This window comes from Rhodanobacter glycinis (assembly GCF_006438785.1).
Taxonomy (GTDB): Bacteria; Pseudomonadota; Gammaproteobacteria; order Xanthomonadales; family Rhodanobacteraceae; genus Rhodanobacter; species Rhodanobacter glycinis_A.
In genome coordinates, this window is the sequence record NZ_RCZB01000001.1 from 1,517,554 (window position 1) to 1,541,710 (window position 24,157).

General features: G+C 65.6%; 29 protein-coding genes. 9 read left to right on the plus strand and 20 right to left on the minus strand.

The genetic code is table 11. The features are described 5' to 3' along the window. The first annotated feature begins 9 nt into the window (after positions 1 to 9). The gene (locus EAH75_RS07285; protein ID WP_205043177.1) at positions 10 to 579 is read left to right on the plus strand and encodes a sigma-70 family RNA polymerase sigma factor; all 570 of its coding nucleotides are present in this window, start codon (positions 10 to 12) and stop codon (positions 577 to 579) included. Next, positions 569 to 1,354 (plus strand): anti-sigma factor family protein, encoded by a 786-nt coding sequence (locus EAH75_RS07290; RefSeq protein ID WP_140650018.1) that lies wholly within the window; start codon positions 569 to 571, stop codon positions 1,352 to 1,354. Before EAH75_RS07285 ends, EAH75_RS07290 begins: the two co-directional genes overlap by 11 nt. Positions 1,355 to 1,357: 3 nt before the next feature. Here EAH75_RS07290 and EAH75_RS07295 read toward each other — a convergent pair whose 3' ends face one another. Together EAH75_RS07295 and ypfJ are read right to left on the minus strand one after the other, a co-directional pair. After that, entirely contained in the window at positions 1,358 to 1,744 is a 387-nt protein-coding gene (locus EAH75_RS07295; RefSeq protein WP_140650016.1) for a YkgJ family cysteine cluster protein, read from the minus strand. A gap of 98 nt (positions 1,745 to 1,842) precedes the next feature. Then, a complete protein-coding gene (gene ypfJ / locus EAH75_RS07300) occupies positions 1,843 to 2,706 on the minus strand; it encodes a KPN_02809 family neutral zinc metallopeptidase (protein ID WP_140650014.1) in 864 nt (287 codons plus the stop codon). A 119-nt stretch (positions 2,707 to 2,825) separates the two neighbouring features. Here ypfJ and EAH75_RS07305 point away from each other — a divergent pair, with 119 nt between their 5' ends. After that, positions 2,826 to 3,218 carry an MAPEG family protein gene (locus EAH75_RS07305; RefSeq protein WP_140650012.1) on the plus strand — a complete coding sequence of 131 codons (393 nt, stop codon included), beginning with the start codon at positions 2,826 to 2,828 and terminating at the stop codon, positions 3,216 to 3,218. A gap of 16 nt (positions 3,219 to 3,234) precedes the next feature. Here EAH75_RS07305 and EAH75_RS07310 read toward each other — a convergent pair whose 3' ends face one another. After that, positions 3,235 to 4,011, minus strand: a complete 777-nt coding sequence (locus EAH75_RS07310) for a class I SAM-dependent methyltransferase (RefSeq protein ID WP_140650009.1) — start codon at positions 4,009 to 4,011, stop codon at positions 3,235 to 3,237. Positions 4,012 to 4,259: 248 nt separating this feature from the next. Here EAH75_RS07310 and EAH75_RS07315 point away from each other — a divergent pair, with 248 nt between their 5' ends. After that, positions 4,260 to 4,985, plus strand: a complete 726-nt coding sequence (locus EAH75_RS07315) for a CPBP family intramembrane glutamic endopeptidase (protein ID WP_240046163.1) — start codon at positions 4,260 to 4,262, stop codon at positions 4,983 to 4,985. Between the two features lie 6 nt (positions 4,986 to 4,991). On the opposite strand, the gene EAH75_RS07320 is transcribed toward EAH75_RS07315, so the two are convergent. The 9 genes from EAH75_RS07320 to EAH75_RS07360 all read right to left on the minus strand — a co-directional run bounded on the left by EAH75_RS07320 (position 4,992) and on the right by EAH75_RS07360 (position 10,343). After that, positions 4,992 to 5,564: a Maf family protein gene (locus EAH75_RS07320; RefSeq protein WP_140650005.1), complete on the minus strand. Its 573-nt coding sequence runs from the start codon at positions 5,562 to 5,564 to the stop codon at positions 4,992 to 4,994. A 39-nt stretch (positions 5,565 to 5,603) separates the two neighbouring features. Further along, positions 5,604 to 6,053 (minus strand): GNAT family N-acetyltransferase, encoded by a 450-nt coding sequence (locus EAH75_RS07325; protein ID WP_140650004.1) that lies wholly within the window; start codon positions 6,051 to 6,053, stop codon positions 5,604 to 5,606. Between the two features lie 73 nt (positions 6,054 to 6,126). Beyond that, the gene (gene rlmH, locus EAH75_RS07330) at positions 6,127 to 6,597 is read right to left on the minus strand and encodes a 23S rRNA (pseudouridine(1915)-N(3))-methyltransferase RlmH (protein WP_140650002.1); all 471 of its coding nucleotides are present in this window, start codon (positions 6,595 to 6,597) and stop codon (positions 6,127 to 6,129) included. A gap of 109 nt (positions 6,598 to 6,706) precedes the next feature. Beyond that, positions 6,707 to 7,093 carry a ribosome silencing factor gene (gene rsfS, locus EAH75_RS07335; RefSeq protein WP_140650000.1) on the minus strand — a complete coding sequence of 129 codons (387 nt, stop codon included), beginning with the start codon at positions 7,091 to 7,093 and terminating at the stop codon, positions 6,707 to 6,709. Positions 7,094 to 7,158: 65 nt separating this feature from the next. Beyond that, positions 7,159 to 8,256 (minus strand): NAD(P)H-dependent flavin oxidoreductase, encoded by a 1,098-nt coding sequence (locus EAH75_RS07340; protein ID WP_140649998.1) that lies wholly within the window; start codon positions 8,254 to 8,256, stop codon positions 7,159 to 7,161. Positions 8,257 to 8,379: 123 nt separating this feature from the next. After that, positions 8,380 to 8,853, minus strand: a complete 474-nt coding sequence (locus EAH75_RS07345; protein WP_140804920.1) for a DoxX family protein — start codon at positions 8,851 to 8,853, stop codon at positions 8,380 to 8,382. A gap of 70 nt (positions 8,854 to 8,923) precedes the next feature. Beyond that, positions 8,924 to 9,199, minus strand: a complete 276-nt coding sequence (locus EAH75_RS07350; RefSeq protein ID WP_140649994.1) for a pentapeptide MXKDX repeat protein — start codon at positions 9,197 to 9,199, stop codon at positions 8,924 to 8,926. Between the two features lie 110 nt (positions 9,200 to 9,309). Next, a complete protein-coding gene (locus EAH75_RS07355; protein WP_240046173.1) occupies positions 9,310 to 9,915 on the minus strand; it encodes a DUF1345 domain-containing protein in 606 nt (201 codons plus the stop codon). Positions 9,916 to 10,055: 140 nt separating this feature from the next. Continuing rightward, complete coding sequence (locus EAH75_RS07360; protein ID WP_140649990.1) at positions 10,056 to 10,343, minus strand: GNAT family N-acetyltransferase; 288 nt, start codon at positions 10,341 to 10,343, stop codon at positions 10,056 to 10,058. Between the two features lie 149 nt (positions 10,344 to 10,492). On the opposite strand from EAH75_RS07360, the gene EAH75_RS07365 reads away from it, so the two are divergent. The 4 genes from EAH75_RS07365 to msrB all read left to right on the plus strand — a co-directional run bounded on the left by EAH75_RS07365 (position 10,493) and on the right by msrB (position 14,411). Next, positions 10,493 to 10,918: an OsmC family protein gene (locus tag EAH75_RS07365; protein ID WP_140649988.1), complete on the plus strand. Its 426-nt coding sequence runs from the start codon at positions 10,493 to 10,495 to the stop codon at positions 10,916 to 10,918. Positions 10,919 to 10,963: 45 nt separating this feature from the next. Further along, entirely contained in the window at positions 10,964 to 11,908 is a 945-nt protein-coding gene (locus tag EAH75_RS07370; protein ID WP_140804922.1) for an oxygenase MpaB family protein, read from the plus strand. 78 nt (positions 11,909 to 11,986) lie between these two features. Then, positions 11,987 to 13,873, plus strand: coding sequence for a 3'-5' exonuclease (locus tag EAH75_RS07375; RefSeq protein WP_205043175.1), 1,887 nt, complete (start codon positions 11,987 to 11,989; stop codon positions 13,871 to 13,873). 64 nt (positions 13,874 to 13,937) lie between these two features. Next, positions 13,938 to 14,411 (plus strand): peptide-methionine (R)-S-oxide reductase MsrB, encoded by a 474-nt coding sequence (msrB, locus tag EAH75_RS07380; protein ID WP_140649983.1) that lies wholly within the window; start codon positions 13,938 to 13,940, stop codon positions 14,409 to 14,411. A gap of 30 nt (positions 14,412 to 14,441) precedes the next feature. Here msrB and nadD read toward each other — a convergent pair whose 3' ends face one another. From nadD to EAH75_RS07420, 8 genes are all read right to left on the minus strand, one after another. After that, complete coding sequence (nadD, locus tag EAH75_RS07385) at positions 14,442 to 15,074, minus strand: nicotinate-nucleotide adenylyltransferase (protein WP_240046162.1); 633 nt, start codon at positions 15,072 to 15,074, stop codon at positions 14,442 to 14,444. Continuing rightward, a complete protein-coding gene (gene holA / locus EAH75_RS07390) occupies positions 15,071 to 16,081 on the minus strand; it encodes a DNA polymerase III subunit delta (protein WP_140649979.1) in 1,011 nt (336 codons plus the stop codon). Before holA ends, nadD begins: the two co-directional genes overlap by 4 nt. Continuing rightward, positions 16,081 to 16,629 (minus strand): LPS assembly lipoprotein LptE, encoded by a 549-nt coding sequence (gene lptE / locus EAH75_RS07395; RefSeq protein WP_140649977.1) that lies wholly within the window; start codon positions 16,627 to 16,629, stop codon positions 16,081 to 16,083. The genes holA and lptE overlap by 1 nt, the downstream gene beginning before the upstream one ends. A 5-nt stretch (positions 16,630 to 16,634) precedes the next feature. Then, positions 16,635 to 19,391: a leucine--tRNA ligase gene (gene leuS, locus EAH75_RS07400; RefSeq protein WP_140649975.1), complete on the minus strand. Its 2,757-nt coding sequence runs from the start codon at positions 19,389 to 19,391 to the stop codon at positions 16,635 to 16,637. A 101-nt stretch (positions 19,392 to 19,492) separates the two neighbouring features. Continuing rightward, positions 19,493 to 20,161, minus strand: a complete 669-nt coding sequence (locus EAH75_RS07405; protein ID WP_140649973.1) for a PqiC family protein — start codon at positions 20,159 to 20,161, stop codon at positions 19,493 to 19,495. Next, positions 20,158 to 21,861, minus strand: a complete 1,704-nt coding sequence (locus EAH75_RS07410) for an intermembrane transport protein PqiB (RefSeq protein ID WP_140649971.1) — start codon at positions 21,859 to 21,861, stop codon at positions 20,158 to 20,160. Before EAH75_RS07410 ends, EAH75_RS07405 begins: the two co-directional genes overlap by 4 nt. Continuing rightward, entirely contained in the window at positions 21,854 to 22,507 is a 654-nt protein-coding gene (locus EAH75_RS07415) for a paraquat-inducible protein A (protein ID WP_140649969.1), read from the minus strand. The genes EAH75_RS07410 and EAH75_RS07415 overlap by 8 nt, the downstream gene beginning before the upstream one ends. Continuing rightward, on the minus strand, positions 22,504 to 23,121 hold the full coding sequence (locus EAH75_RS07420; protein ID WP_140649966.1) for a paraquat-inducible protein A: 618 nt from the start codon (positions 23,119 to 23,121) through the stop codon (positions 22,504 to 22,506). Before EAH75_RS07420 ends, EAH75_RS07415 begins: the two co-directional genes overlap by 4 nt. Positions 23,122 to 23,272: 151 nt before the next feature. Here EAH75_RS07420 and trxA point away from each other — a divergent pair, with 151 nt between their 5' ends. Then, a complete protein-coding gene (gene trxA, locus EAH75_RS07425; RefSeq protein WP_140649964.1) occupies positions 23,273 to 24,142 on the plus strand; it encodes a thioredoxin in 870 nt (289 codons plus the stop codon). Positions 24,143 to 24,157 lie beyond the last annotated feature (15 nt).

The following is a 24,157-nucleotide window of genomic DNA, read 5'->3' on the forward strand; positions in this document are numbered from 1 at the left end:
ATCCCTCTTATGCCCGCCGATTTGCATGTCATGCCGCCAAACCCGGACAGTGTCCGCAGCGCACGCTTCGAGGTGCTCGTGCTGCCGTGTCTGGACGCGGCCTACAATCTTGCACGCTGGCTCGCGCGCAATGATGCGGATGCGCAGGATGTGGTGCAGGAAGCGATGCTGAGGGCGCTGCGCTATTTCGACAGCTTCCACGGCAACGATGTGCGGGTCTGGCTGCTCGCCATTGTGCGGAACACCTACTACACACTGCGCACGAAAACTCCGCAAAGCGGCCTGCACGAGTCATTGGACGAAGACACCCACGCGCTCGTCGATGAAGGCCCTTCCCCGGAAACCCTGACCTTGCTGGCAGTGGACGTCGGCACGCTGCAGCTCGCGCTGGAACGCCTGCCATCCCCGCTGCGCGAAGTGCTCGTGCTGCGCGAGCTGGAAGAGTGTTCCTACAAGGAAATCGCCGCGATCACCGAACAGAAGATCGGCACCGTCATGTCCCGGCTCGCCCGTGCGCGCGAACGCCTGAAAGTAGAACTGACCTGTCGTCCCAAGGAGGTACGTCGTCATGACCTGTGATGACACCAAGCTGCTGATGCACGCCTATCTCGATGACGAGCTGGACGCTGCGCAGAGCGCGGCCATGGCCCGGCACCTGCAGGACTGCCCCGCGTGCGCGGCCAGCTATGGCCTCCACGGCCGGCTGCGCAAGGCGCTGGCGCAACCGGGGCTGTACCATCGCGCGCCGGACGCGTTGCGCGAACGCTGGCGTCTCGCGCAACCCGTGGCGAGGCCCGCATCCTTCCAGTCCCGGCGCGCGCCGCTCGTCTACGCGATGGCTGCCGGCTTTGCCGGTGCGCTGCTGCTCACCAGCCCGGCCTGGATCATCGTCTTGCAGCAGCCCGGCGCGGACAGCAATCCGGTCGTGGCCGAGGCCATCTCCAGCCACATCCGCTCGCTGCAGGTGCAGCACCTGATGGACGTGGTGTCGACCGACCAGCACACGGTGAAACCCTGGTTCGAGGGCAAGCTCGATTTCTCGCCGCGCGTGAAGGATCTGGCCAGTGAAGGGTTTCCGTTGATCGGTGGCCGTCTCGATGCGATCGACGGGCGCAGTGTCGCCGCCCTGATCTACAAGCGGCACCTGCATGTGATCAACCTCTACCAGTGGCCGGCGGATTCGACAGCGACAGCGCCACCCGAAGTGCAGCGCCACGGGTACACCGTCATCCGCTGGACAGCCGAAGGCATGCGCTATGTCGCCATCTCCGACGTCAGCGCCGGCGATCTGAAGCAGTTCGTGCTCGCCTTCCAGAACGATGCCGGCACACCGGCCGCGAATCCACCCCGATAACGATCAGGCGACCTGCGGCAGCGGCGGCGTATCGGTATCGAATGGTTCGAGCCAGTCCTGCGGCGTCAGCACCGGCAGCCCATGCGCGAGGCGTCCCTTGTCGCATTGAGGGCTGATCGTGCCGAACTCCCACGACGGCGACACCTCGCGGCATACCGACGGCCGGCGCGCGTAGATGCCACAATGCGCTTCCACACCTATGGTGCCTTGCAGAGCCACGCAGCGCGGCTGCGCGGCATCGGTGCCGAGCATCACCGACCGATGCGGATCAAGCTTCTCGGTTAGCTCGGGCGGCACGCATCCACCGAGCGATGCATCCGCTTCCGACCAGTGGAATGACACACGGAAGAAGGCACAGCACGCACCGCAACGCAGACAGGGATGTTTCATCAAGCCGACCATGGCGCACCCCGAGGCGCGCAGCCTGCGATTCTAGAACGTAAAAGGCCTGCCGTACGGCAGGCCTCCTTCACGAACGCCGAACCTTCCTACGGTTTCCCGGCAAACGTATCGCACTGGTCCATGTCGCCGCCGCTGAAGCCGGTCTTGAACCACTTCACCCGCTGCGCCGAAGTGCCGTGGGTGAACGTGTCGGGACGCACCCGACCCTGTGCCTGCTGTTGCAGGGTGTCGTCGCCGATATGGCTGGCGGCGTTGAGCGCCGACTCGATGTCGCCCGGCTGCAGCCAGTTCAGCTCCTGCTGGCTGTGGTTGGCCCACACGCCCGCGTAGCAATCCGCCTGCAGCTCCTGCCGCACGGACAGGCCATCCGCGCCATCCATCGGCGCGCCACTACGACGTGCCGCGTCGACCTTGTCGAACACACCGGTCAGCTTCTGCACATGATGACCGACCTCGTGCGCGATCACGTAGGCGCGGGCGAAATCGCCGGAAGAATGCAGCTCATCCTGCAATTGCTGGAAGAACGCCACATCCAGATACACCTTCTGGTCGCTCGGGCAATAGAACGGCCCCACCGCCGTGGTGGCACCGCCGCAAGCCGTGCTCACGCCGCCGCTGAACAGGTGCAGCTTGGGGTCGACATAGGTCGCACCTTTGGCCTGGAAAATTTCGCCCCAGGTCTGCTCAGTCGAATGCAGGATCGCGCTGACGAAGGCCTTCTGCTGCGGATCGACCTGCGCCGGTACGCTTGTCTGCGTCGGCGCATACGACTGGCTGCCGCCCTGATCGAGCAACGCCAGCGGATTTTTGAAGAAGACCCAGCCCAAGATGGCCAGCACGATCAGGCCGCCGATTCCCATGCGCCCGCCGCCGCCAAAGCCCCGACCTCCGCCACCGCTGCCGCTGTCGACCTCGACGTTGTTGCTGCTGCCGCCTTTCTGCCAATCCATAAGTTCCTCGTTGACGATGCATGCGTCCCGACGCCGTCGGGCGACGATAGCGCGTCGATCGCGCCAATGCCAAGGTGGCGCTGCGGCTAAAGTAGGCCACCCTTCGTGAGGAATCCCGCATGACCCATCTGCCCGCCCTGGTTACCCTGCTCACCGTACTACTGCTGTTCGGCACCATGTGGGCCGTCGGCCATGCCCGCGGCAAGTACGGCATCAAGGCGCCGGCGACCAGTGGCGATCCGGCGTTCGAACGCGCCTATCGGGTACAGATGAACACGCTGGAGCAGACCGTGATGTTCCTGCCCTTGTTGTGGCTCGCTGCGAACTACGGCTTCAGCGGCTGGGCTGGCGTGGCCGGGCTGGTATGGATCGTCGGCCGGATCTGGTACGCGATGGCCTATCTCGCTGATGCCGGCAAGCGCGGCCCGGGCTTCACGCTCGGTCTGATTGCCTGGGTTGCCGTGCTGGTAATGGCAGCGTTCGGTGTAGGTCGCGCCATGCTGATCGGTTGAACCCGGAGTGCCGCGCTCAGCCCGGCAGGCCAGGCGCAACCGCACTCAAGGCCCACACGCGATGCGGCACGGCCATCGGCTCCGCGGCATGATGGGTCGCAAGCATCGTGGCCAGTTCCGCGTCGCAGCGCTGCACCCTTGTTGCGTCCAGCGCGGCGCCGACGCCGGCGCTGGCACGGATACGGCCACGCCAGTCGGCATGGCTGTACGGCACGTCCAGATCGAACGACCAGGTACGCAAGTCGACAAAGCCCGCTTCGGCCACATCCTTCAGCCACGCCGGGTACAGTCCGCTGCCGCTGTGCAGGGTCCAGCCGGGGTTGTAGCTGAGGATCAGGCGTTCGGTGTCCTGCACCATGTTGCCGGCCAGCGGCAGCCAGTCGAAATGCGCGATCAGCAGGTGTCCACCCGGCCGCAACCAGCGACGCACCAGCGCGGCCGTTCGCGGGCGGTCGAACCAGTGCCAGCACTGGCCGGCGGTGATCGCATCGAACGAGGCTGGCGGAAAGTCCGCATTCTCGACCCGCGCGCGCACCTGCTTCACCAACACACCCGCCGCGCGATCCATCTCGGCGGCCCGCGCCAGCAACGGCGCGGAGTGATCAAGCCCGGTGACCTCGCAGCCACGCAGAGCCAGACCACGGGCGACCGTGCCGGTACCGGTGCCCAGGTCGAGCGCGACATCACCTTTGCGTACGCTGCCGTCGGCGAACACGCGCTCGAAGAAGGTATCGGGAAACCCTGCCCGGTGGCGCGCATAATCGCCGGCTATCCTGCCAAAATCGGTCGCCATCGACACTCCCCTGTGATCGTCTGCGTCAGTGATGCTACCGGCATGATTTCCCACTGCAAGCAGCAACTGATGGCGTAACCATCTCGACGCCGATCGCGGCATTCGTAGCAGCGGTCAACGCGCAGCTTGTCAGGCATAGTTCCCACATGGAAGTCATCCACACCCAAGCTGCCTCGCTGCCTCCCGCTCCGCCTGCTTTCGCGCCGCCTGCGCAAGGACGCGTTCCAAGCCTGTGGAGCGCGGCGGGATTGATTGCAACGTATTTTGTGCTGCAGGTGGCGGCCAGTACGTTGACGGTGCTGGCGATCAGCGTGACGACGGCTTTCCAGCACGGCTGGCAAGGCCTTGACCATGCAATCCCCGCGACGCTGGAACAACCTGCCATGCAGGCGTTGCTGGCCACGCTCTCGCTCGGTATCGCCGCGCCGCTGACGCTGTTGCTGGCACGCTGGAAATGGCCGCGACTGTGGTCGCGGACGCAGCCACCAGGCTTCGGCGTTGCGTGGCCGCGCCGTCGGCTGTTCTTCGGACTGGCTGTTGCGGTCGGATTGACGGCACCATGGCTGGGCGCGTTGTTGACCCAGTTGCTGGCACACGGCCATGCGGTGACGCAGGGCATCCAGCAACTGGGCAGCAGTACGCCACCGGAGCTGCGCATTCCACTGGTGCTGGTGGTGGTGAGCGTGGGGCCGCTGGCAGAGGAATTGCTGTTCCGCGGCGTGCTGTTGTCGGCACTGTTGCAACGCTGGCATGTCGGCTGGAGCGTGGTGATCAGCTCGCTGGTGTTTGCGCTGATCCACCTGCCCGGCCTGCAGTTCCAGTGGTACGCATTGCCGGACCTAGCCTTGCTGGCGCTGGCACTGACCTGGTTGCGGCTGCGTTCGGGCTCGATCTGGCCTGCCGTGCTCGCCCACGGCCTCAACAACCTGGTGGGCGTGGCAGGCTGGTTCGTGGCGCTCAACCTGCCCGGCTGAACGGCTTCATCCCGGCGCGATGCCGAAGCCACGCAGCAGGCGTGCCGTCTCGAACACCGGCAAGCCCATCACTCCGGAATAGCTGCCCTGCAAATGCTCGACCAGCATCGCGCCACGGCCCTGGATCGCATAGGCACCCGCCTTGCCGAACGGCTCACCGGTGGCGACATAAGCGGCAATGGTGGATTCGTCCAGCGTCGCAAAGCGCACCTGTGACACGCACACCTCACACTGTTCCCGCGCGGTACCGACCAGCCAGATCGCCGAGACCACTGCATGCGTGCGCCCCGACAGTCGACGCAGCATGGCCGCTGCCGCATCCGCATCCTGCGGCTTGCCGAACACTTCATCGTCCAGCACCACTTCGGTGTCAGCGCCCAGTACCACGACATCGTCTGCATGGCCCAGCCTGATCAACCCGGCACGCGCCTTGTCGCGCGCCACACGGCTCACGTACTCCTGCGGCGCTTCATCCGGTGCACGCTGCTCGACCACCTCGACATCGAGTACGGCGAACTCCACTCCGATCTGTTCCAGCAACTGGCGACGACGCGGCGATTGCGAAGCGAGATGAAGCATGGGGATTCCAGCCGACTGAGTAGCCGCCAGCGTAACGGCTCACAGGGTGAGGCTGTACTCGCAGAACTGTCGGTCGCGTTGCCAGCCCAGCGATTCGTACAGCGCCTGCGCCGGCGCATTGTCCAACGCCGTCGACAGCGACAGGCTGGCCGCACCCAGGGCCAGCGCATGCTCCGTGGCGGCACCCAGCAGCGCCGCCGCCACGCCCTGCCGACGCGCCGATGCAGCAACAAACAGGTCGTTGAGCAGCCAGGTGCGCACGGTGCGCACCGAGGAAAACAGCGGATAGAGCTGGGTGAACCCCAGCCCCTGGCCATGGTCGCCACGCGCCAGCAGGATCAGCGACTCATGCTTGTGGATGCGCTCGGCCAGAAAATCGTGCGCCCGTACCAGATCGGCCGGCTGGCCATAGAACTGGCGGTAACCGTCAAACAGCGGCGCCAGCGTGTCGAGGTCGAGGACGGTGGCCTGGCGGATATGAAAGGGCATGGCGTTCGCGCTGGGGAGTCCGGGTAGAGCAAGCATATCGCCTTCGCCGTCATGCGCACTGCAGCGCCGGCCTCTAGCCGCGATGGTAGGGATGCCCGGCCATGATCGTGGTGGCGCGATACAGCTGTTCGGCCAGCACCAGCCGCACCAGCATGTGCGGCAGGGTCAGCGGGCCAAGCGACCAGCGCTGGTCCGCGCGCGCCAGCACTTCGGGCGCGTGGCCGTCGGGGCCGCCAATCAGGAAGGCCAGATCGCGCCCGGTCATGCGCCACTTCGCCAGTTGTTCGGCCAGCTCTTCGCTGGACCAGATCCTGCCGCGGCCATCGAGCGCGACCACATGGCAATCGTGCGGCAACGCGGCGAGTATCGCGGCGCCTTCATCCTGGATCGCCCGCGCATCGTCGCGGCCTTTACCGCGCATGCCGGGTTTCAATTCGATCAGTTCCAGCGGCAGCTCATGCGAGAGCCGCTTGCGGTATTCGGCAAAGCCTTCGGCCACCCAGCCAGGCATACGTTCCCCGACTGCAATCAGGCGTGCGCGCATGTCGCGTCTTTATCAGATAAAACGCACGTAGTGCAGCGTCGGCCTCCTCTCCCTGCCGGAGAGAGGATTGCGGTGAGGGGCCAATCTTGCGGCTCACCCCACACAAAAATCAGCTTGCTTGCGCAGCGTCGACTTCGTGGCCGTGGTCGCCCACCGTCCACAACCGCTCCAGGCCGTAGAACTCGCGGATGCGCGGCAGCATCACGTGAACGATCACGTCGCCCAGGTCGACCAGTACCCATTCGCCTTCCTGCTCGCCTTCAACACCCAGCGGCACCACGCCCGCTTTCTTGGCGAACTTGCTGACTTCGTCGGCAATGGACTTTACGTGGCGGGCGGAGGTGCCGGAAGCAATCACCAGCAGGTCGGCGATGGAGGTCTTGCCGCGAACGTCGATTTCGCGCACATCCTTGGCTTTCAGTTCTTCGAGCGCGTCGATGACCGACTTGCGCAGGGTGGCCGTGGTGACGGACTTGTTCGTACGGGCAGTACTCAAGAGGGTGAGCCTCAATGCGGGAGAGCAGCGCGAAATGGCGCGTGCGCAGTATAACCGCCCAGCCGTCAAGGGGTATTTTGGGTGCCCGTCAGGGTCCGTGCGGCCAGCCGGTGCTCGTACATCAGGCGCGCGACCAGCTCGGCGGCCGGCTGCGGGCGTACCAGGCCGGCCGCCTGCCCGCACCATTCGGACAGCAGATCACCGCGCCCGGCCTCCGCGGCAGCACGGCGCAACGGTGCGGTCAGCGCGTTCAGCACCGGATAGGGCAAACCCTGCGCCGCCTCCGGCATCGCCTCGACAAAGCGGTTGCGCAAGCCACGGGCTGCACGTCCGGAGAAGCCGCGGATCGTGGTGACCTGATGATCCTCGACGTGGGGCAGATCCCGCTTCCACGCCTCCGCCGCTGAGCACTCCGGACAAGTGAGGAAGGCGGTGCCGAGCTGGCTGGCCGCGGCACCGAGAGTCTCCGCCGCCAGCATGCCGCGGCCGTCCATGATGCCGCCAGCGGCGATCACCGGAACATCCCGGACAAGTGCCGTCATCGCGCGCACGGCGAGCGGCAACAGCGCGAACAGGCCGATCATCGCGTCCTCGGCGTCGTGCAGGAAACTGCCGCGATGGCCGCCGGCCTCGGCGCCCTGCATGGACACCGCGTCGGCGCCCGCGTCGGCCCAGGCGCGCGCCTCGGCCACCGTCGTGGCGGTGCCGATCACGTAGATGCCGCGCTGATGCAGCTCGCGCAACTGCGCCGGCGCGATCACCCCGAACGCGAAAATCGCCACCGCCGGGCGCGCCTCGCACAGCGCGGCGAACTGGTCGGAGAAGCGCGGTGCCCAGCGCGGCGGCAGGCTGGTGCGCACGTCGAGGCCTTCGCGCGCCATCAGCGCATCGAGCTGCTCGCGCGCCTTCGCTACCGCCGCCATGTCGGCATCGAACTCATCCGGCAACACGAACAGCCCGATCGCATACGGCCGGTCGCCGAGTGCGCGGATCTGCGTCGCCTGCGCGAGGATGGTTTGCGGCTCCAGATAACCGGCGCCGAGCGAGCCCAAGCCACCAGCACCGGATACCGCCGCGACCAGTTCCGGCGGCGTCGAGCCGGCCATCGGCGCCTGGATCAGCGGATGCTCGATGCCGAGCCGATCGGCGAAGGGCGAGGTCATGCGCGGCACCTGTTCGATGAATGGGCGATCAAGTATGCGCGGTGGACTGGCTGGAGATAAACCCGTGGCAACGAGCGGCGCTGGCCACATACCGTCACGATGACAGTCGAACACCGATGACGTTCAACCGGCCGCGTCATGCCTGCGCCGGCGCAGGCGATCCACCGACAGCGCGCCGGCGCCTGTACCCATCGCCAGCATCAGCAAGCCACCGAGATAGAGCAGATTGACCTCGAACCCGGGCGGACCGAATTGCGGCCCGCTGGCGGTCAGACCGATCGTGTTGACCGAACTGAAGCCGTACGGCAGGTGCACCGTGAACATCGCCACCAGCAGGGTGGCGGCCATCGGAATGCTGATGAGCATGACGAAGGCGCCCACGAACATGGCCAGCCCGGTCGAAAGCTCCAGCAGCGTGACTACCCAGGCAGCGACGTGCGGCAGCGGCACCCCGAGCCAGTGCAGCAGGTCGGCGAACTTGTCCGGGCCGCGACTGAATTTTGCCCAGCCGTGCGCCATGAAACCGAACCCGATCACCAGCCGCAGCGGCAGCGGTGCCCAATCGAACCAGAACAGCGCGCGAGTCGATATGCGCATGATCCTCTCCTGACTCTGAAAGTCTGTGCGAGCGGGAGAGCCATGCAGCTCTCCCGCTCCATGACCGAACTTAGTGACCGGCGTCCATCGCATCGTCTTTCTTCATCGAATCGGCTTTCATGGCATCGTGCTTCATCGCATCCTTTTTCATGGAACCGTGCTTCATCGAACCGTGCTTCATGGAGCCGGCCTTCATCGAGTCGTGCTTCATGGAGCCTTTCTGCATCGCGTCGTGCGACATCGCGGAGCTGGAGCTGGCGGCCATCGCGTCCTGCGCGAACGAGGCGGTGGCAGCAAGACCGCAGGTCATGGCGGCGGCGAGAAGTGTGGCAAGGCGAACGTTCATGGGAAGTCCTGGCAAGAAAAAGGGGGGAGACGGTCATGCCGTCTCCCCCTTCATTCGCCGCACGCCGGCCGGGAGTTACATCGGCGGCAATCCGGGCCGAGGCGACGGCGCTAGCCGCCCTGCCCAGCCACGATGTTCACCGTGATCGCGATGATGAACACGTTGAAGAAGAACGCGATCACGCTGTGCAGCAACACCACGCGGCGCAGGTAGCGGCTGGTGATCTGCACGTCGGACACTTGAAAGCACATGCCGATCACGATCGCGAAATAGACGAAATCCCAGTAGTCCGGTTGCTCGGTGCCGGGGAAATCCAGCCCGGTGTGCTTGTCGCCGAAATCGCCGTAGAAGCCGTGCGCGTAATGGATCGCGAACATGGTGTTGAGGAACAGCCAGCTCAACACCACGCTGAGCGCCCCCACTGCCAGCGCCAGCATGCCACCGACCTTGGCCGCGTGCAGTTCGTTGCCCAGCGCCACCAGCACCACCGTCGACAGCACGATACCGCTCCACAGGATGCCCCAGCGCCCGGTGTCCTGCGCCTGTGCCTGACTGCGCATCTGGCTCGTCTCAGCCTTGTTGAACAGCCGTGCCAGGATGCTCAGGAACACCACGGCGGCCAGGTCGAACGCCAGCAGGATGGCGGTGGCCACGCGCAGCTTCATGTCCACCAGCACGGCACTGGCCACCAGGAAAATGATCAGCGACACGACCATCCGCGGCCGTGCCTTCACATAGTGGAACGGCCGCCAGCGGCGCCTTTTCCGCGGAGTCGCCACGCCAGTTTCGTCGCTACTCACGCAAGCCTCCATGGCGCAACCATCGGCGCCGGCACGCAACGATCATAGCGGGAGTTTCAGGCGCACAGATCGCGATATTCCGGGTGTCGTCCGATCCACGCAGCGGCATACGAGCACGCCGGCACGACTTTCCAGCCTTCGCTGCGTGCTGCTTCGAATGCAGCCTGCACCAGTGCCGACGCGATGCCGCGCCCGCCGACTTCAGGCGGCACTCCAGTATGGGTGATCGTCATCACCGCTGGAGCCAGGCCAGTAGTCAAGGTGTAGTCGAGTTCGCATTCGGCGCCGTCAACCTTCGTCTCGAAACGATGTGCGGCGCGATCGTGCTGGATGGCAAATGGCATAAGGACTCCAGGCTGAAAGACAATCCATAAGCATACGGTGTGCAGGGGGCAACCGCGTGTGAAGCCCGATCGCCGATCCGTTCGCGCCAGCTGCATGAACCATCCGGCACAGTGCGCGCCTGTCTGCCATCGCCCAACAGGAGCACCCCATGAAGAAATCAGCATCTGCGCATTGGTCTGGCGACATCAAGGATGGCCAGGGAACGATCTCGACGGATACCAATGTGCTGCGCGAGGCACCGTACGGCTTCAAGTCCCGTTTCGAGGATGGCCCCGGCACCAACCCGGAGGAGCTGATCGCGGCCGCCCATGCCGGCTGCTATTCGATGGCCCTGTCGCTCGGACTGGGCAATGCCGGGCTCACTGCCGACAGCATCGACACTCATGCGACGGTGACGCTGGAGAAGGATGGCGACGGGTTCTCGATCACCGCCGTGCATCTGGACTGCAAGGCGAAGGTTCCGGGTGTCGATGCGGCCACGTTCGAGAAGATCGCGCAGGAAACCAAGCTCGGCTGCCCGGTCTCGAAGGTGCTCAAGGCCACCATCACGCTGGACGCGACGCTGGAAGCCTGATCCCCCGACCGGCGCGGGCGTGACCGTGCCCGTTAGACTGGCGCCATGCCATCGCCATCGAGTTTCCTTGCCCGGGTTGCCGGCGCGCCGATCCGTCCGGTTCGCGCCGCGATCCGGCATTGGGTGCTGAGTGCTTTTCCGCGCGCCCAGGCCGGCAGCGTCGACTACGACCATCCGCATGGCGATCCGGGCTGGTTCGGGCCGGATAGCGCCACATGGCGCGTGCACTCGGATTTCCCCGGCATGCTGGCCGGAGGACTGGCCGCACTGACTCTGCAGTCGCTGCATCCGCTGGCGCTGGCCGGCGTGTGGGATCACTCCAATTTCCGCGGCGATTTGCTCGGGCGCCTGCGTCGCACCACCGCGTTTGTGGGTGGCACTACCTACGCGCCGAGCGCGCAGACCGAGGCGCTGATCGAACACGTGCGGCAGATCCACATGCACATCACCGGCCATGGCGAAGATGGACGTCCATATGCGGCAAACGATCCTGCGCTGCTGACCTGGGTGCATGTCACCGAGGCGTACAGCTTCCTGCAGGGTTACCGCCGCTACAGCCATGTAGCCCTGCCCGTCGGCGCGGCCGATCGCTACTACAGCGAGGTACGGCGGATTGCCGAGGCACTCGGTGCCAGCTCGGTGCCGGCCTCCGCACACACTGTCGACGCGTACTTCCAACGCATCCAGCCCGAACTGGCATACACCGAACGCTCGCGTATCGTGCTCGGCCTGTTGTCGCAGGTACGTTTGCCGGTCCCGGCTGCCGGCTTGTCGCGCGACCTGTTTCTGCACGCTGGTGCTGCCCTTCTTCCGGACTGGGCGATCGAGTTGTTGGGCCGCACACCCCGCCAACAGCGCCAGGCCGGATTGGCGCAGCACGCGCTGTGGGCAGTCGCGCCGGTGTTCCGCGCTGCGTTGAAAGACGGCATCGCCAGCCGCGCCTGCCGGCGCATGGACGTGCCAGCGGAGCAGTTGCAGCACTGGGCGTAGATTCATGGCGGCCGGCGTGGCATTGACAGCCCCGCGCTATCGGCTAACGTCCCATGGACACGTCAGCCAGGGGCGCCTGTGGCAACACTCATTCCGACCCGCAACAGCTGCCTGCCGCGCATGACCGGCGGCGAGAAACGCGTTTCCGAGCGGCTGGAACAGAAGCTCGAGGACGACTACCTGCTGTGGTACGACGTACCGGTCGGGCTGAAACAGCGCCACCCGGACTTCGTGGTGTTCCACCCGCGCCGCGGCCTGCTGGTGCTGGAGGTGAAGGATTGGAAGGCCGACACCATCCGCCATGCCGACAGCACCCAGTTCACCCTGGTCACCGAGCGTGGTCTGGTCAAGGAGAACAATCCGCTGCTGCAGGCGCGCGCCTATGCGCTGGAAATCGGCGTGGTGCTGGAGCGCGATCCCGCGCTGCGCCATCCGCAAGGCTCCCGCCACGCCGGCAAGCTGATCATGCCGTGGGCCTGGGGCGTGGTGCTGGCCAACATCACCCGCAAACAATTCGACGACGGCGGGCTGGGCGACGTGCTGCCCGAGCATCTGGCGATCTGCCGCGACGAACTGTACGAAACAGTCGACGCCGAGGCGTTCCAGGAACGGCTGTGGGCGATGTTCCCGCAGGTATATCCGGTGACGCTGACCCTGCCGCAGATCGACCGCGTGCGCTGGCACCTGTTTCCCGAGCTGCGGGTGGAGCCGGGCAGCGGCCAGTTCGGCCTCTTCGGTCCCACCGCTGCGGCCGTGCGCCCGCTGGAGATTCCCGACCTGGTCAAGGTGATGGACTCACAGCAGGAGCAGCTGGCGCGTTCGCTCGGCGACGAGCACCGAATCATTCACGGCGTCGCCGGCTCCGGCAAGACGATGATCCTCGGCTTCCGCGCTATGCAGCTCGCGCGTGAGCTCGCCAAGCCGATCCTGGTGCTCTGCTACAACAAGACGCTGGCCGCGCGGCTCGAACAGCTGATCGGCGAGCGCGGCCTCGGCGAGAAAGTGCAGGTCTACAACTTCCACAAGTGGTGCCGCAAGATGCTGGTGGCCTATAACGAACCGCTGCCGCCGGGCAACGGCAAGGCATTCTTCGCAGCGTTGCCGCCGGCGGTGATCGCCGGCGTGGATCGCGGCCAGATTCCGCGCTTCCAGTACGGCGCCGTGCTGATCGACGAGGGTCACGATTTCGAGCCGGACTGGTACAAACTGATCGTGCAGATGATCGATCCGGCCACCAATTCGCTGCTGGTGCTGTACGACGACGCACAGAACATCTACGGCAACGCCGATCGCCGCAAGATCAGCTGGAAGAGCCTTGGCGTGCAGGCGCAGGGCCGCACCACCATCCTCAAGCTCAACTACCGCAACACGCTGGAAATCCTCTCGGTGGCGCGTGTGTTCGCCAACGAATTGCTCGACTCGCGCGGTGACGACGACGACGGCGTGCCGCTGATCGCGCCGGAAAGCGCCGGCCGCCGTGGTGCCCTGCCCGAACTCGTTCGCACCGACACCGCCGGTGCCCAGCTCGACGTGTTGATCGCGCGACTGCGCGATGAGCATGCCAGCGGCCGCCCGTATTCGGACATGGCCGTACTGTTCCGCAACCAGTGGGAAGGCGAGAAGCTGCACGAAGCATTGCAGCGCATCGGCATTCCCAGCCGGCTTGCCGACAGCACCGGCAAACACACCCTGTTCGTCGTCGAGGACAGCGTCAAGCTGGTCACCATGCATTCCAGCAAGGGCCTGGAATTTCCGTTCGTGATCATCCCCGGCCTCGGCTCGCTGCCCAAGCCCGGCCAGACCGAAGCCGACGAGGCGCGCCTGCTCTACGTCGCGATGACCCGCGCCACCGAACACCTGCTTCTGATCCACCACGACGATTCGGTATTCAGCAAACGCATCCGCGATTCGATCAACGAGGTGCAGGGGCAGTTGAATGCCACATCGGGACAAGGGTTGGGGTAACCGGAACCACCCCAACATCGAAAGCACGACGTCACCCCGGCATTCGGCCGGACAGGAGTTCAGCATGACCATCTTCGACCTGGCCCCACCCAGCGACGAGCAGCGCCGCAACATCACCGCAGGCCTCGCCGCCGACGAAAGGCGCGTGCTGCTGGAACACGGCACCGAGGCGGCGTTCTGTGGCGTGTTCCTGGACAACCACAAGGACGGCGTCTACACCTGCCGCTTCTGCGGATTGCCACTGTTCCGCTCCAGCGCGAAGTTCGATTCCGGCACTGGCTGGCCGAGCTTCTTCCAGCCGTACGATGAAGCGCACATCCGCAGCATTCGCGATACCAGCTACGGCATGATCCGCGTCGAGGAAGTCTGTGCACGCTGCGGCAGCCATCTGGGCCACATCTTCCCCGATGGTCCGCCGCCGACAGGCAACCGCCATTGCCTCAATTCGGTCTCGCTGGGCTTTGTCGAGGATGGCGACGCGTTGCCGGATGTGCTCGGGCGCGGCGCGCCGGAAGGGACAGCGGACTCCGCACGGTGAGCGCTGGATCGCAGGTCCCGCAGTCGGCAATCAGTGCCGATACGGCGCCAGCAGCTCGGCATCGTCGAACAGGCCGGCAGGCAGCAGATAGCGCGGATCGCGCCCCGCGGCGAGCAGCTCGCGGATGCGGGTCGCCGAAATTTCCAGCGGGGTGACTGCCAGTTCGATCACCTTGCCGGCAGGCACGCCGCGCAACGTCGCGACATCATCAACCCGACGCTGAGCCACCATCCGCTGCAGATCATCCGGCAGCGCCGCCGCCACGCCTGGCCGGCTCAACACACCGACATGCGCCACGTCGAACAGCTCACGCCAGCGATGCCAGCTGGGCAAGCCGGCGAACGCATCGGCGCCGATCAGCAGCACGAGTGGGCGCTCACCCTGCTCCATGCGCAACTCGACCAGGGTGTCGATCGTGTATGACGGACCTCCGCGTTCCAACTCGCGGGTATCCAGAGCCAGGCGCGCCTGGTTTTGCAGCGCGGCACGCAGCATGGCCACGCGTTGTGACGCGGAAGCGATCGGCGGTGGGCGATGCGGCGGCACGCTGGCCGGCATCAGGCGTACCTCGGCATCGAGCAATTCGGATGCTTCCCACGCCACACTGAGGTGGCCAAGGTGCACCGGATCGAAGGTGCCGCCAAAAATGGCCAGCGGTTTCACGCCAGCGCCTTGGCTGCGCGCGGTTCGGCGATGGCGGCGATCAGCCGTTCGGCCTCCTGCCATGGGTTGCCGGCTTCGCGACCCTTGACCATGCGGTCGATCCGCGAGGCGCGGGCCAGGCATTGCAGCCAGTGCTCGCGTGGGGCACGGCGCAACGCCTGGCGGAACAGTTGCTCGCGCGCCTGCCACAGGTGTTCGTTGCGGATCTGCGCGGCGAGGTCTTGCGCATTGGCCAGTCGCAGGGCCAGCTGCAGTTGGTTGACCAGCCAGCCCATCAGCGCCAGCAGTTCGTCACCCTCGGAACGCAGCCCGGCGAGAATACGCAGCGCACGTGCGCCATCGCCGACGAACGCGGCATCGGTGAGCTTGAACACGTCATAGCGGGCGCTGTCGGCGACCAGGTTTTCCATTTCGGCAGCATCGATGCGGCCCTGCCCGTGCAGCACCACGAGCTTGTCGACTTCCTGCGCGGCGGCGAGCAGGTTGCCTTCGACGCGATCGGCCAGCAAGGCAACCGCATCCGGCGTGGCGGACAGGCCGCGCGAAGCCAGCCGCGCGGTGATCCAGGCACCCCACTGATCCGGTCGCGGCGCATTGAACACCACCATCGAGCCACTGGCGTCGAGCTTCTTGCTCCAGGCACCATCGTGCTTGTTGCTCCACTCCATCGCGGTGATCAGCAAGGTGACGTCCGGCGGCGGGTCGGCGCAGAACGCGTTGATCGCCTTGGCGCCCTCGATGCCCGGACGGCCGGTGGGCAGGCGCAGGTCGATCAGCCGGCGGGTGGCGAACAGCGACATGCCGGCAGCGGAACGAGCCAGGTCGTTCCAGTCGAAATGCTGGCCGACGTCGAGTACCTCACGTTCGCTGTAACCGAGCTTGCGCGCTTGCGCGCGCAGCGCGTCGCCGGCCTCCAGCACCAGCAGTTGCTCGCCCGCCAGCAGATAGGCGGGCTGCAGACTATCGGCAGCCAAGGCCTTCTGCCACTGGCCGGAACTGAGCGGCATCAGTGCGTGCTGGAAGCAGCTGCCGGTGCGACCAGCCCATGTTTGCTGGCGGCCTGCAGGCGGAACAGGATCGCCTGCACCATGTCGTCGTTCAGGCTGCGCTGGATCTCCTGCACCTGCGACGCATTGCCGACCGTGTTGCTGGCGTCATAGCTGTATTCGCGCGACATGTCGATGCGTTGATGCGGCACCAGCGTGTTGCCGGCGGCATCGGTCACGTCGAACTGCACCTGGTAGCGCACCGCGTACTCGGTGATGCGCACGTAGCCGCCGGCACTCAGCGTATCAGTGCCGAAGGCCGCCACCGGCACGCGCAACTCGGCAATGCCGGCGCCGCTGTCATCCTCGACGGTGACTCCGGAAGTTTCCAGCGCGCGGGTCAGGCGCCGCTGGAAGTCACCGCCACCGTTGACGGTAAGGTGTACCCGTTGCATCTGCGGCGGCAGGGCCGCGTTCGCACGCAGGTGAAAACCGCACGCGCTCAGCGCGAGCGCCGTGGCCAGCAGCAGTGAGGCTTGGAACAGGCGGCCCGCTTTCATGAAGCTCATGGATTTCATCCTGCGACGATATTGACGATCTTGCCGGGAACCACGATGACCTTGCGCACGGTCAGGCCTTCCAGGAAATGCATTACCTGCGGCTGCGCGCGGGCCATGGCCTCGGCCTCTTCCTTCGAGGCGTTGGCTGCCAGCTCGATGGTAGCGCGCAACTTGCCATTGATCTGCACCGCCAGCTTCAACGTGTCGCGCACCAGCGCGGCCGGATCGGCCTGCGGCCACGGCTGATCCTCCAGCACGGCCTGCGGATGGCCAAGCACCTGCCACAACGCGTGGCTGATGTGCGGCACCACCGGGTTGAGCAGCAGCACCATCGCCTCCAGCGCCTCGTGACGCACGGCGCGGCCCTGTTCGCCCTGGTCGGAAAACTTGCCCAGCGCGTTGAGAAACTCCATCAGCGCGGCAATCGCCGTATTGAACGCATGACGCCGGCCGAAATCGTCGCTGACCTTCTGGATCGTTTCGTGCAGCTGGCGGCGCAAGGCTTTCTGGCCGGCGTCGAGCACCGCCGGATCGACCACCGGATGATCCGGGTTCGCCGCATGTGCGCCCACTTCGCGCCACAGCCGCTTCAGGAAGCGCGCCATGCCCTCGACACCCGCCTCGCTCCACTCCAGAGACTGTTCCGGCGGTGCGGCAAACATCGAGAACAACCGCACGGTATCGGCACCGTACTTGTTCACCATGGTCTGCGGATCGATGCCGTTGTTCTTCGACTTCGACATCTTCTCGGTGCCGCCGATCTGCACCGGCTTGCCGTCCGCTTTCAGCAACGCGCCGATCACGCGCGCCTTGTCGTCGCGCTGGATCTCGACCTCGGCCGGGTTGATCCAGTCCTTCGAACCGTCGGCGTTGTCGCGGTAGAACGTCTCGGCGATCACCATGCCCTGGCACAGCAGGTTCTGCGCCGGCTCGTCCGAATGCACCATGCCCGCATCACGCAGCAGCTTGTGATAGAAGCGGAAATACAGCAGATGCATGATCGCGTGTTCGATGCCGCCGACGTATTGATCGACCGGCAACCAGTAGTTCGCGCGCTCGTCGATCTGCGCGTTCGCGCCGGGGCTGGTGTAGCGCGCGTAGTACCAGCTCGATTCCATGAAGGTGTCGAACGTGTCGGTCTCGCGCTCGGCCGGGCTGCCGCACTGCGGGCACACACACTTGCGCCACTCCGGGTCGGCCTTGATCGGCGACAGCACGCCGCTGAATGCGACGTCTTCGGGCAGCACCACCGGCAACTGGTCTTCCGGCACCGGCACCGCCTCGCACTTGGGACAGTAGATCACCGGGATCGGGCAGCCCCAGTAGCGCTGGCGGCTGACGCCCCAGTCACGCAGGCGCCAGTTGACCCGGCGCGAACCGCTGCCGTCGCGTTCGAAGCGCGATGCCAGCGCGTTCAGCGCCTGGGTGAAATCCATGCCGTCGTATTCGCCGGAATTGACCAGGATGCCGCGTGGCGTCCAGGCCGCGTCTTCGAGAATGCGTCGCTCGAATGCCTCGACCACGCGCAATGGCGCCGAAATGTCCTGCGCATTGCTGTCGCGACCTTGCAGGGCAGCGCGCATCGGATCGATGCCAACGCCTTGCGACAGGTCATGATCGATGTCGTTCAATGCTTCGATCACCGACGGATCGACGATGACCATCCGGATCGGCAGGCTGTACTTCTGCGCGAACTCCCAGTCACGCTGATCATGCGCCGGCACCGCCATCACCGCGCCGGTGCCGTAGCCCATCAGCACGAAGTTGGCGACCCAGATCGGCACTGGCTCGCCGCTGAGCGGATGAACCGCGCGCAGACCAGTGTCCATGCCACGTTTTTCCTGAGTCTCAAGTTCCGCTTCAGAAACGCCACCGCGTTTCATCTCGGCAATGAAGTCGGCCAGTCGCGGGTTGTCCTGCGCCGCCTTCAGCGCCAGCGGATGCTCGGCGGCGATCGACAGGAAGGTCACCCCCATCAGCGTGTCCGGACGGGTGGTGAACACGCCGAGCGGCTCCGATCCGCCTTCCACCGCGAAGTGGATTTCCAGACCCTCGCTGCGACCCAGCCAGTTGCGCTGCATGGTCTTGACCGCGTCGGGCCAGCCTGGCAGCGTGTCCAGCCCGTCCAGCAATTCCTGCGCATAGTCGGTGATCTTCAGGAACCACTGCGGGATCTCGCGCTTTTCCACCACGGCACCGGAGCGCCAGCCGCGGCCATCGACCACCTGCTCGTTCGCCAGCACGGTCTGGTCGACCGGGTCCCAGTTCACCACCGCATTCTTGCGGTACGCCATGCCCTTCTTCAGCAGGCGGGTGAACATCAGCTGTTCCCAGCGGTAATAATCCGGGCGGCAGGTGGCGAACTCGCGGCTCCAGTCGATTGCGTAGCCCAGCGATTTCAGCTGGCTGCGCATGTGCTCGATGTTGGCGTAGGTCCACTTGGCCGGCGCGGTGTGGTTCTTGATCGCTGCGTTCTCGGCCGGCAGGCCGAACGCGTCCCAGCCCATCGGCTGCAGCACGTTCTTGCCCTGCATGCGCTGGTAGCGGCTGATCACGTCGCCGATGGTGTAGTTGCGCACATGCCCCATGTGCAGTGCGCCGGACGGGTACGGCAACATCGACAGGCAGTAGAACTTCGGGCGGGAGTCGTCCTCGTTCACCTCGTACGCGTGCTGCGCGTTCCAGTACTGCTGGGCGGCAGCCTCCACGGCCTGCGGGCGGTAGGCCGCCTCGTCGTGGTCGGGAATGGTCGGGGCTTGAATGTCCTGCATGATTCCGGTGCCGTTATGCGATGGGTGCGCGCCGGTGGGAACCGGCGACAGTGAACTGGGCAGACTAGCCCAGCGCGTGCCGGGCGCCAAGCCTGATGCGCTCAGCCAGCCGGGCAGACGGGGGTCTGCTCGCTGCCGAGCAAGCGCGCCGCGGCAGCGATCCGGGCCGCCAATTGCGCAATCGCGCGTTGATGCCCCTGCACCAGCGCGGGATAACCCGGCCCTACCGAAACGGTGATGCGACTGGTGCAGGCCAGTGCGCCGGGATGGGCGCCATGCAGCAGGCGCACATTCCACACGCCCTCGATCAACGCATAGCTGCCAGGCTGTGAGTCGAACCGGCGCAGATCCAGCTTGATTCGCAACAGCGGCTTGTCGTTGCCGGGCATGTCGCTGACGTCCTGGCTGTGCAGCTCGCGCGCCAGGTCGGCCGACAGCGCACCGCGCACCTCGTCGCCGAGCGGAGCGATCCAGCGCTCGCTGCCGAGCAGGGCCACGCCCTGCCCGCCTTCGCGCACCACCAGCTGCGGCTGGTCGACCTGCGTCGGCACGCTCACCGGCAACAGCTCGAACGGCAGCGCCGGGGCGGCAGCATTCGCCGCCATGCCCTCAGCCACGCCACTGGCCGACTCGTCAGCCGGCGCCATCAAGCCGCTGGCTGATGGGTCAGCCGGAGCCACCAAGGTGTAGTAATGCAACGGCGCCGAGGCACAGGCAGCCAGGGCCAGCACGCCCCCCGCACCCAGCAGTCGCATGGCGATCCGGATCATGGCTTGCTCCCTTGCGGCGTGGTGGTGGCTGGCGCAGGCACGCCTGCCGGCGGCGGGTTCGCTGGCTTCGCATCCGGGCGACGCCCGCGGATCAATGCCTCCGGATGACCGCCCAGGTAATCGGTGAGCACGCGCAGCGAACGCGCCATGCGCTGCACCTGCTCCAGTGTGGCGCCCAGGTTCTGTTGCAGCGGCGAGTCGCCGGACAGTGCATCGTTCGCCGTACCCATGGTCTTTTGCACGTCTTGCAAGGTGCCCTTGAACGCCGGCAAGGTCTCGCCATTGACCTGCTTCAGCGTGGCACTGAGGCCGGCCAGCGTCTGATCGAGGTTTCTGCCGATACTGTCGAACGGGATCTTATTGATCTTGTCGACGATCTCGGCCAGCTGTTCCTGCAGCTTGTCGAAGCTGCCCGCCACGGTGGGGATCGTCAGCGGCTTGGCCGTCGGATCAAATGCCACCTTCGGCGCGTGCGGCACAAAGTCCAGCGCCACGTACAGCTGGCCGGTCAGCAGGTTGCCGGTGCGCACCTGCGCACGCAGGCCATGATCGATCAGCCCGCCCATCAGCTGCGGCAGGTCGCCGTTCTGGCCGCGCGCCCTGGCCATGGCAGCCAGCTTGTCGTACGCCGCACCCAGGCGCTGCGGATAGATCAGCGCACCGACCAGCACCGGGAAGCGCTGCTTCTGTTCGTCGTAGTCGAGGCGAATCGACACCACCTTGCCGATGTTGATACCGAGGAACTCCACTGGCGCGTCGACGGCAAGCCCGCGCACCGATTGCTCGAAGCGCATGCGGATGTAATGCGGCTCGCCATCCGGCGGCGCCATCGCGGTGGTCTGGTCGTCGAACAATTTGTAGCCGGTGTCCGCTGTCGCCGGCGTGTCGTCGTGCGGGCCCGGCGGATCCTGAAACGCTATACCGCCAGCCAATACCGAAGCCAGCGACTGGGTATTGAGCTTCAGCCCGTTCGCACCGATGGACAAATCCACGCCGCTGGCATTCCAGAATCTGCTGGATCGGCTGACGAACCGGTCATTGGGGCCGTCCACGAAAATTTGCAGCGAGACGCCCTTGCCGTCCTTGTCCAGCACATACGAAACCACCCGCCCCACCTGAATGCGCCGGTAGTACACCGGTGAACCGATGTCGAGCGAACCCAGGTCGTCGCTGTGCAGGATGAAGCTGCGCCCCGGCGCACCATGATTGACGGCCGGCGGCACCTCCAGCCCGTCGAAGTCCTCCCGCGTCTCTTTCGAATCGCCGACATCGGCACCGATGAAGGCGCCCGACAACAGAGTATCGATACCCGATACGCCACCCAGTCCGATCCGCGGCCGCACTACCCAGAAGCGCGTGTCCCGCGTCGCGAAGCCCTCGGCGCTTTTCTCCAGCGCCACATCGACCAGCACGTGATTGCGGTCGGTACTGAGATGGATCTTCTTGACCCGGCCGATCACCACGTTCTTGTACTTCACCGGCGTCTTGCCCGCATCCAGGCCTTCGGCGCTCTGGAAGCTGATGGTGATTTGCGGGCCGGCCTGCAGCCAGTTGCTGACCACCAGCGAAAGGCCGACCAGCGCCGCCAGCGCCGGGATCAGCCAGATCAGCGAGGCGTTGAACCGACGCCGTTTGACCACCGGCCGCGGCAGCTCGTCACCTGCCGGCTGGTCGTGTTCGATATGACTGTCCTCACTCATCAATATCCCTGCCGTCCCAGATCAACCGGGGGTCAAAACTCATCGAGGCCAGCATGGTCAGTACCACGGTCAGGCCGAAAAAGATCACGCCAGGCAATGGCTCCACCAGGCTCAACACGCTGAAGCGCACCAGCGCGGTCAGCAACGCCACCACGAACACGTCCAGCATCGACCAGTAACCGATCAGCTCGACCAGCCGGAACAGCTTCGCACGCTGCACCCGCGCCCAGTCGCTGCCGAGCTGGCTGCTCACCAGCAACGCGCCCAGCGCGAGAAATTTCAGCACCGGCACCACGATGCTGGCGGTAAACACGATGACCGCCAGGTTCGGTGAACCGGCGCGCCACAGCTCGACCACGCCGCTGATGATGGTGTTGTCGTCCACGTCGTTGAGGCTGGCGGTGCGCATGATCGGCAGCAGGTTGGCCGGTATGTACATGATGAACGCGGCAATCAGCAGCGCCCAGGTCCGCGCGTAACTGTTCGGCTTGCGCCGGTGCAAGGTGGTGCCACAGCGCGGGCACGCCATGGCGTCGCCCACGTCGTCGCCGTTGAGCCGTTCGTCGCCTGGCACGTTGCGACATACCAGCCCGCATACCCTGCAGGCGATCAGCCCGAGCTCGTCGGCGCGCAGCAACGCGCTCATGCCGGACTCTCCAGCGGCTCGTCCCATAGCTGGCGCAGATCCACCCCGGCGAAGATGGTGATCAGCAGGGTCAGCGCGGCGTACGCATAGATGCCCGGATCGGCCACCACGTCGAAATAGGTGTGCGCCTTGACGATCGCCACCAGCGCACCCAGCACGAAAACCTCACTCATCGTCCACGGCCCGAAATGATGCAACGCCACCATCAGCCTTACAAAACCCGGCGCACGACGGCCCCGACGGGCAAACCACAGCAGCCAGCCCAGCGTCAGCATCTTGCCCAGCGGAAAGAAGAACAGCGTGAAGGCAACCAGCACCGAAATGACCTGGGCCTGCTCGCGCCACATCGCGATGATCATGCCCCACAGCGTGGTGCTGTTGTGCTGGCCGCTCAACCCGAGCGTCACGATCGGCCACATGTTCGCCTGCACGAACACGATGAACGCGGTGAGGATCAGCGCCAACATCGCGTTCACGCTCAGCGCGTGATGGCGCTCCAGCTCCGCGTCGCAACGCACACATAGCGCCACGTCGCCACGCACCAGCGCGCGCCGACGGTAGACCGTGTCGCAGTGTTCGCAGATCAATAACGCTGTCGGTGGGGTCGTGCCCATGCACTCGATGCCTGGCTCTGGCGTGACGATGAGTGGATTCTCGCAAATCTGAGGTGAAAGCGCTGAACCGCAAGCCGGTGATGCGTCCGCGCTTGATATGCTGGGCAGGCACCCTGATCTGAACCGGCATCCGCCGAGCTGGAGTTTTTCCGTGACTGATGCCGCCACCGTCTCCGCTGTTTTCGATGTAGACCAGCAAACCTTCGAAGCCGATGTCCTGCAGGCCTCGCTGACCACGCCGGTGCTGCTGGATTTCTGGGCCACCTGGTGCGAACCATGCAAGACGCTTGGCCCGATGCTGGAAAAACTCGCCGCCGAGTACAACGGGGCGTTTCGGTTGGGCAAGGTCGACGTGGACGCGCAGCAGGAGCTCGCCGGCATGTTCGGCATCAAGAGCATCCCGACCGTGGTGCTGGTGAAGGACGGCCAGGTGCTCGACGGTTTTGCCGGCGCGCTGCCCGAAGGCCAGCTGCGCGAATTCCTGTCCCGTCATGTGCAGCCGCTGGAAGCAGCACCCGCCGACAGCGCCGCCGCTGAAGCCGAAGCGGAAACACCCGAACAGGCGGTTGAGCGCTGGCAACAGGCGATTGCTGCCGAGCCGACCAAGGCCGAGTTGAGGCTCGATCTGGCATTGGCGCTGATGCGCGCAGGCCAGACCGATGCCGCCGAGACCGAACTGACCGCCCTGCCGATCAACCTCGCCACCGATGCGCGCGCCGTGCGCCTGCGCACCGAACTGGATCTGGCGCATGCGCTGAAGAACGCCCCCGCGCTGGCCGAACTGCAGCAACGCGTGCAGGCCGATGGCAACGACTGGGAGGCGCGCGACCAACTTGGTGTGCGCCTGCTGCTGGAAGGCGAGCCTGCCGCCGGCCTCGATCAATTCCTGGCGATCCTGCAGCACGCCCGCGACTGGAACGGCGGCCAGGGCAAGAAGCGCCTGCTTGCCGCATTCGCCACGCTCGACGACGCCGAGCTGGTCAGCCGCTACCGCCGCAAGATGGCTTCGTTGCTGTTCTGAACTTCACCACGCAGC

Bases quoted from the DNA above. Each gene is read 5' to 3' on its own strand.
- EAH75_RS07285 (WP_205043177.1), top strand. From the start codon at position 10: ATGCCCGCCGATTTGCATGTCATGCCGCCAAACCCGGACAGTGTCCGC.
- EAH75_RS07290 (WP_140650018.1), top strand. From the start codon at position 569: ATGACCTGTGATGACACCAAGCTGCTGATGCACGCCTATCTCGATGAC.
- EAH75_RS07295 (WP_140650016.1), bottom strand. From the start codon at position 1,744: ATGAAACATCCCTGTCTGCGTTGCGGTGCGTGCTGTGCCTTCTTCCGT.
- ypfJ (WP_140650014.1), bottom strand. From the start codon at position 2,706: ATGGATTGGCAGAAAGGCGGCAGCAGCAACAACGTCGAGGTCGACAGC.
- EAH75_RS07305 (WP_140650012.1), top strand. From the start codon at position 2,826: ATGACCCATCTGCCCGCCCTGGTTACCCTGCTCACCGTACTACTGCTG.
- EAH75_RS07310 (WP_140650009.1), bottom strand. From the start codon at position 4,011: ATGGCGACCGATTTTGGCAGGATAGCCGGCGATTATGCGCGCCACCGG.
- EAH75_RS07320 (WP_140650005.1), bottom strand. From the start codon at position 5,564: ATGCTTCATCTCGCTTCGCAATCGCCGCGTCGTCGCCAGTTGCTGGAA.
- EAH75_RS07325 (WP_140650004.1), bottom strand. From the start codon at position 6,053: ATGCCCTTTCATATCCGCCAGGCCACCGTCCTCGACCTCGACACGCTG.
- rlmH (WP_140650002.1), bottom strand. From the start codon at position 6,597: ATGCGCGCACGCCTGATTGCAGTCGGGGAACGTATGCCTGGCTGGGTG.
- EAH75_RS07340 (WP_140649998.1), bottom strand. From the start codon at position 8,256: ATGACCTCGCCCTTCGCCGATCGGCTCGGCATCGAGCATCCGCTGATC.
- EAH75_RS07345 (WP_140804920.1), bottom strand. From the start codon at position 8,853: ATGCGCATATCGACTCGCGCGCTGTTCTGGTTCGATTGGGCACCGCTG.
- EAH75_RS07350 (WP_140649994.1), bottom strand. From the start codon at position 9,199: ATGAACGTTCGCCTTGCCACACTTCTCGCCGCCGCCATGACCTGCGGT.
- EAH75_RS07355 (WP_240046173.1), bottom strand. From the start codon at position 9,915: ATGGTCGTGTCGCTGATCATTTTCCTGGTGGCCAGTGCCGTGCTGGTG.
- EAH75_RS07360 (WP_140649990.1), bottom strand. From the start codon at position 10,343: ATGCCATTTGCCATCCAGCACGATCGCGCCGCACATCGTTTCGAGACG.
- EAH75_RS07365 (WP_140649988.1), top strand. From the start codon at position 10,493: ATGAAGAAATCAGCATCTGCGCATTGGTCTGGCGACATCAAGGATGGC.
- EAH75_RS07370 (WP_140804922.1), top strand. From the start codon at position 10,964: ATGCCATCGCCATCGAGTTTCCTTGCCCGGGTTGCCGGCGCGCCGATC.
- msrB (WP_140649983.1), top strand. From the start codon at position 13,938: ATGACCATCTTCGACCTGGCCCCACCCAGCGACGAGCAGCGCCGCAAC.
- holA (WP_140649979.1), bottom strand. From the start codon at position 16,081: ATGCCGCTCAGTTCCGGCCAGTGGCAGAAGGCCTTGGCTGCCGATAGT.
- lptE (WP_140649977.1), bottom strand. From the start codon at position 16,629: ATGAGCTTCATGAAAGCGGGCCGCCTGTTCCAAGCCTCACTGCTGCTG.
- leuS (WP_140649975.1), bottom strand. From the start codon at position 19,391: ATGCAGGACATTCAAGCCCCGACCATTCCCGACCACGACGAGGCGGCC.
- EAH75_RS07405 (WP_140649973.1), bottom strand. From the start codon at position 20,161: ATGATCCGGATCGCCATGCGACTGCTGGGTGCGGGGGGCGTGCTGGCC.
- EAH75_RS07410 (WP_140649971.1), bottom strand. From the start codon at position 21,861: ATGAGTGAGGACAGTCATATCGAACACGACCAGCCGGCAGGTGACGAG.
- EAH75_RS07415 (WP_140649969.1), bottom strand. From the start codon at position 22,507: ATGAGCGCGTTGCTGCGCGCCGACGAGCTCGGGCTGATCGCCTGCAGG.
- EAH75_RS07420 (WP_140649966.1), bottom strand. From the start codon at position 23,121: ATGGGCACGACCCCACCGACAGCGTTATTGATCTGCGAACACTGCGAC.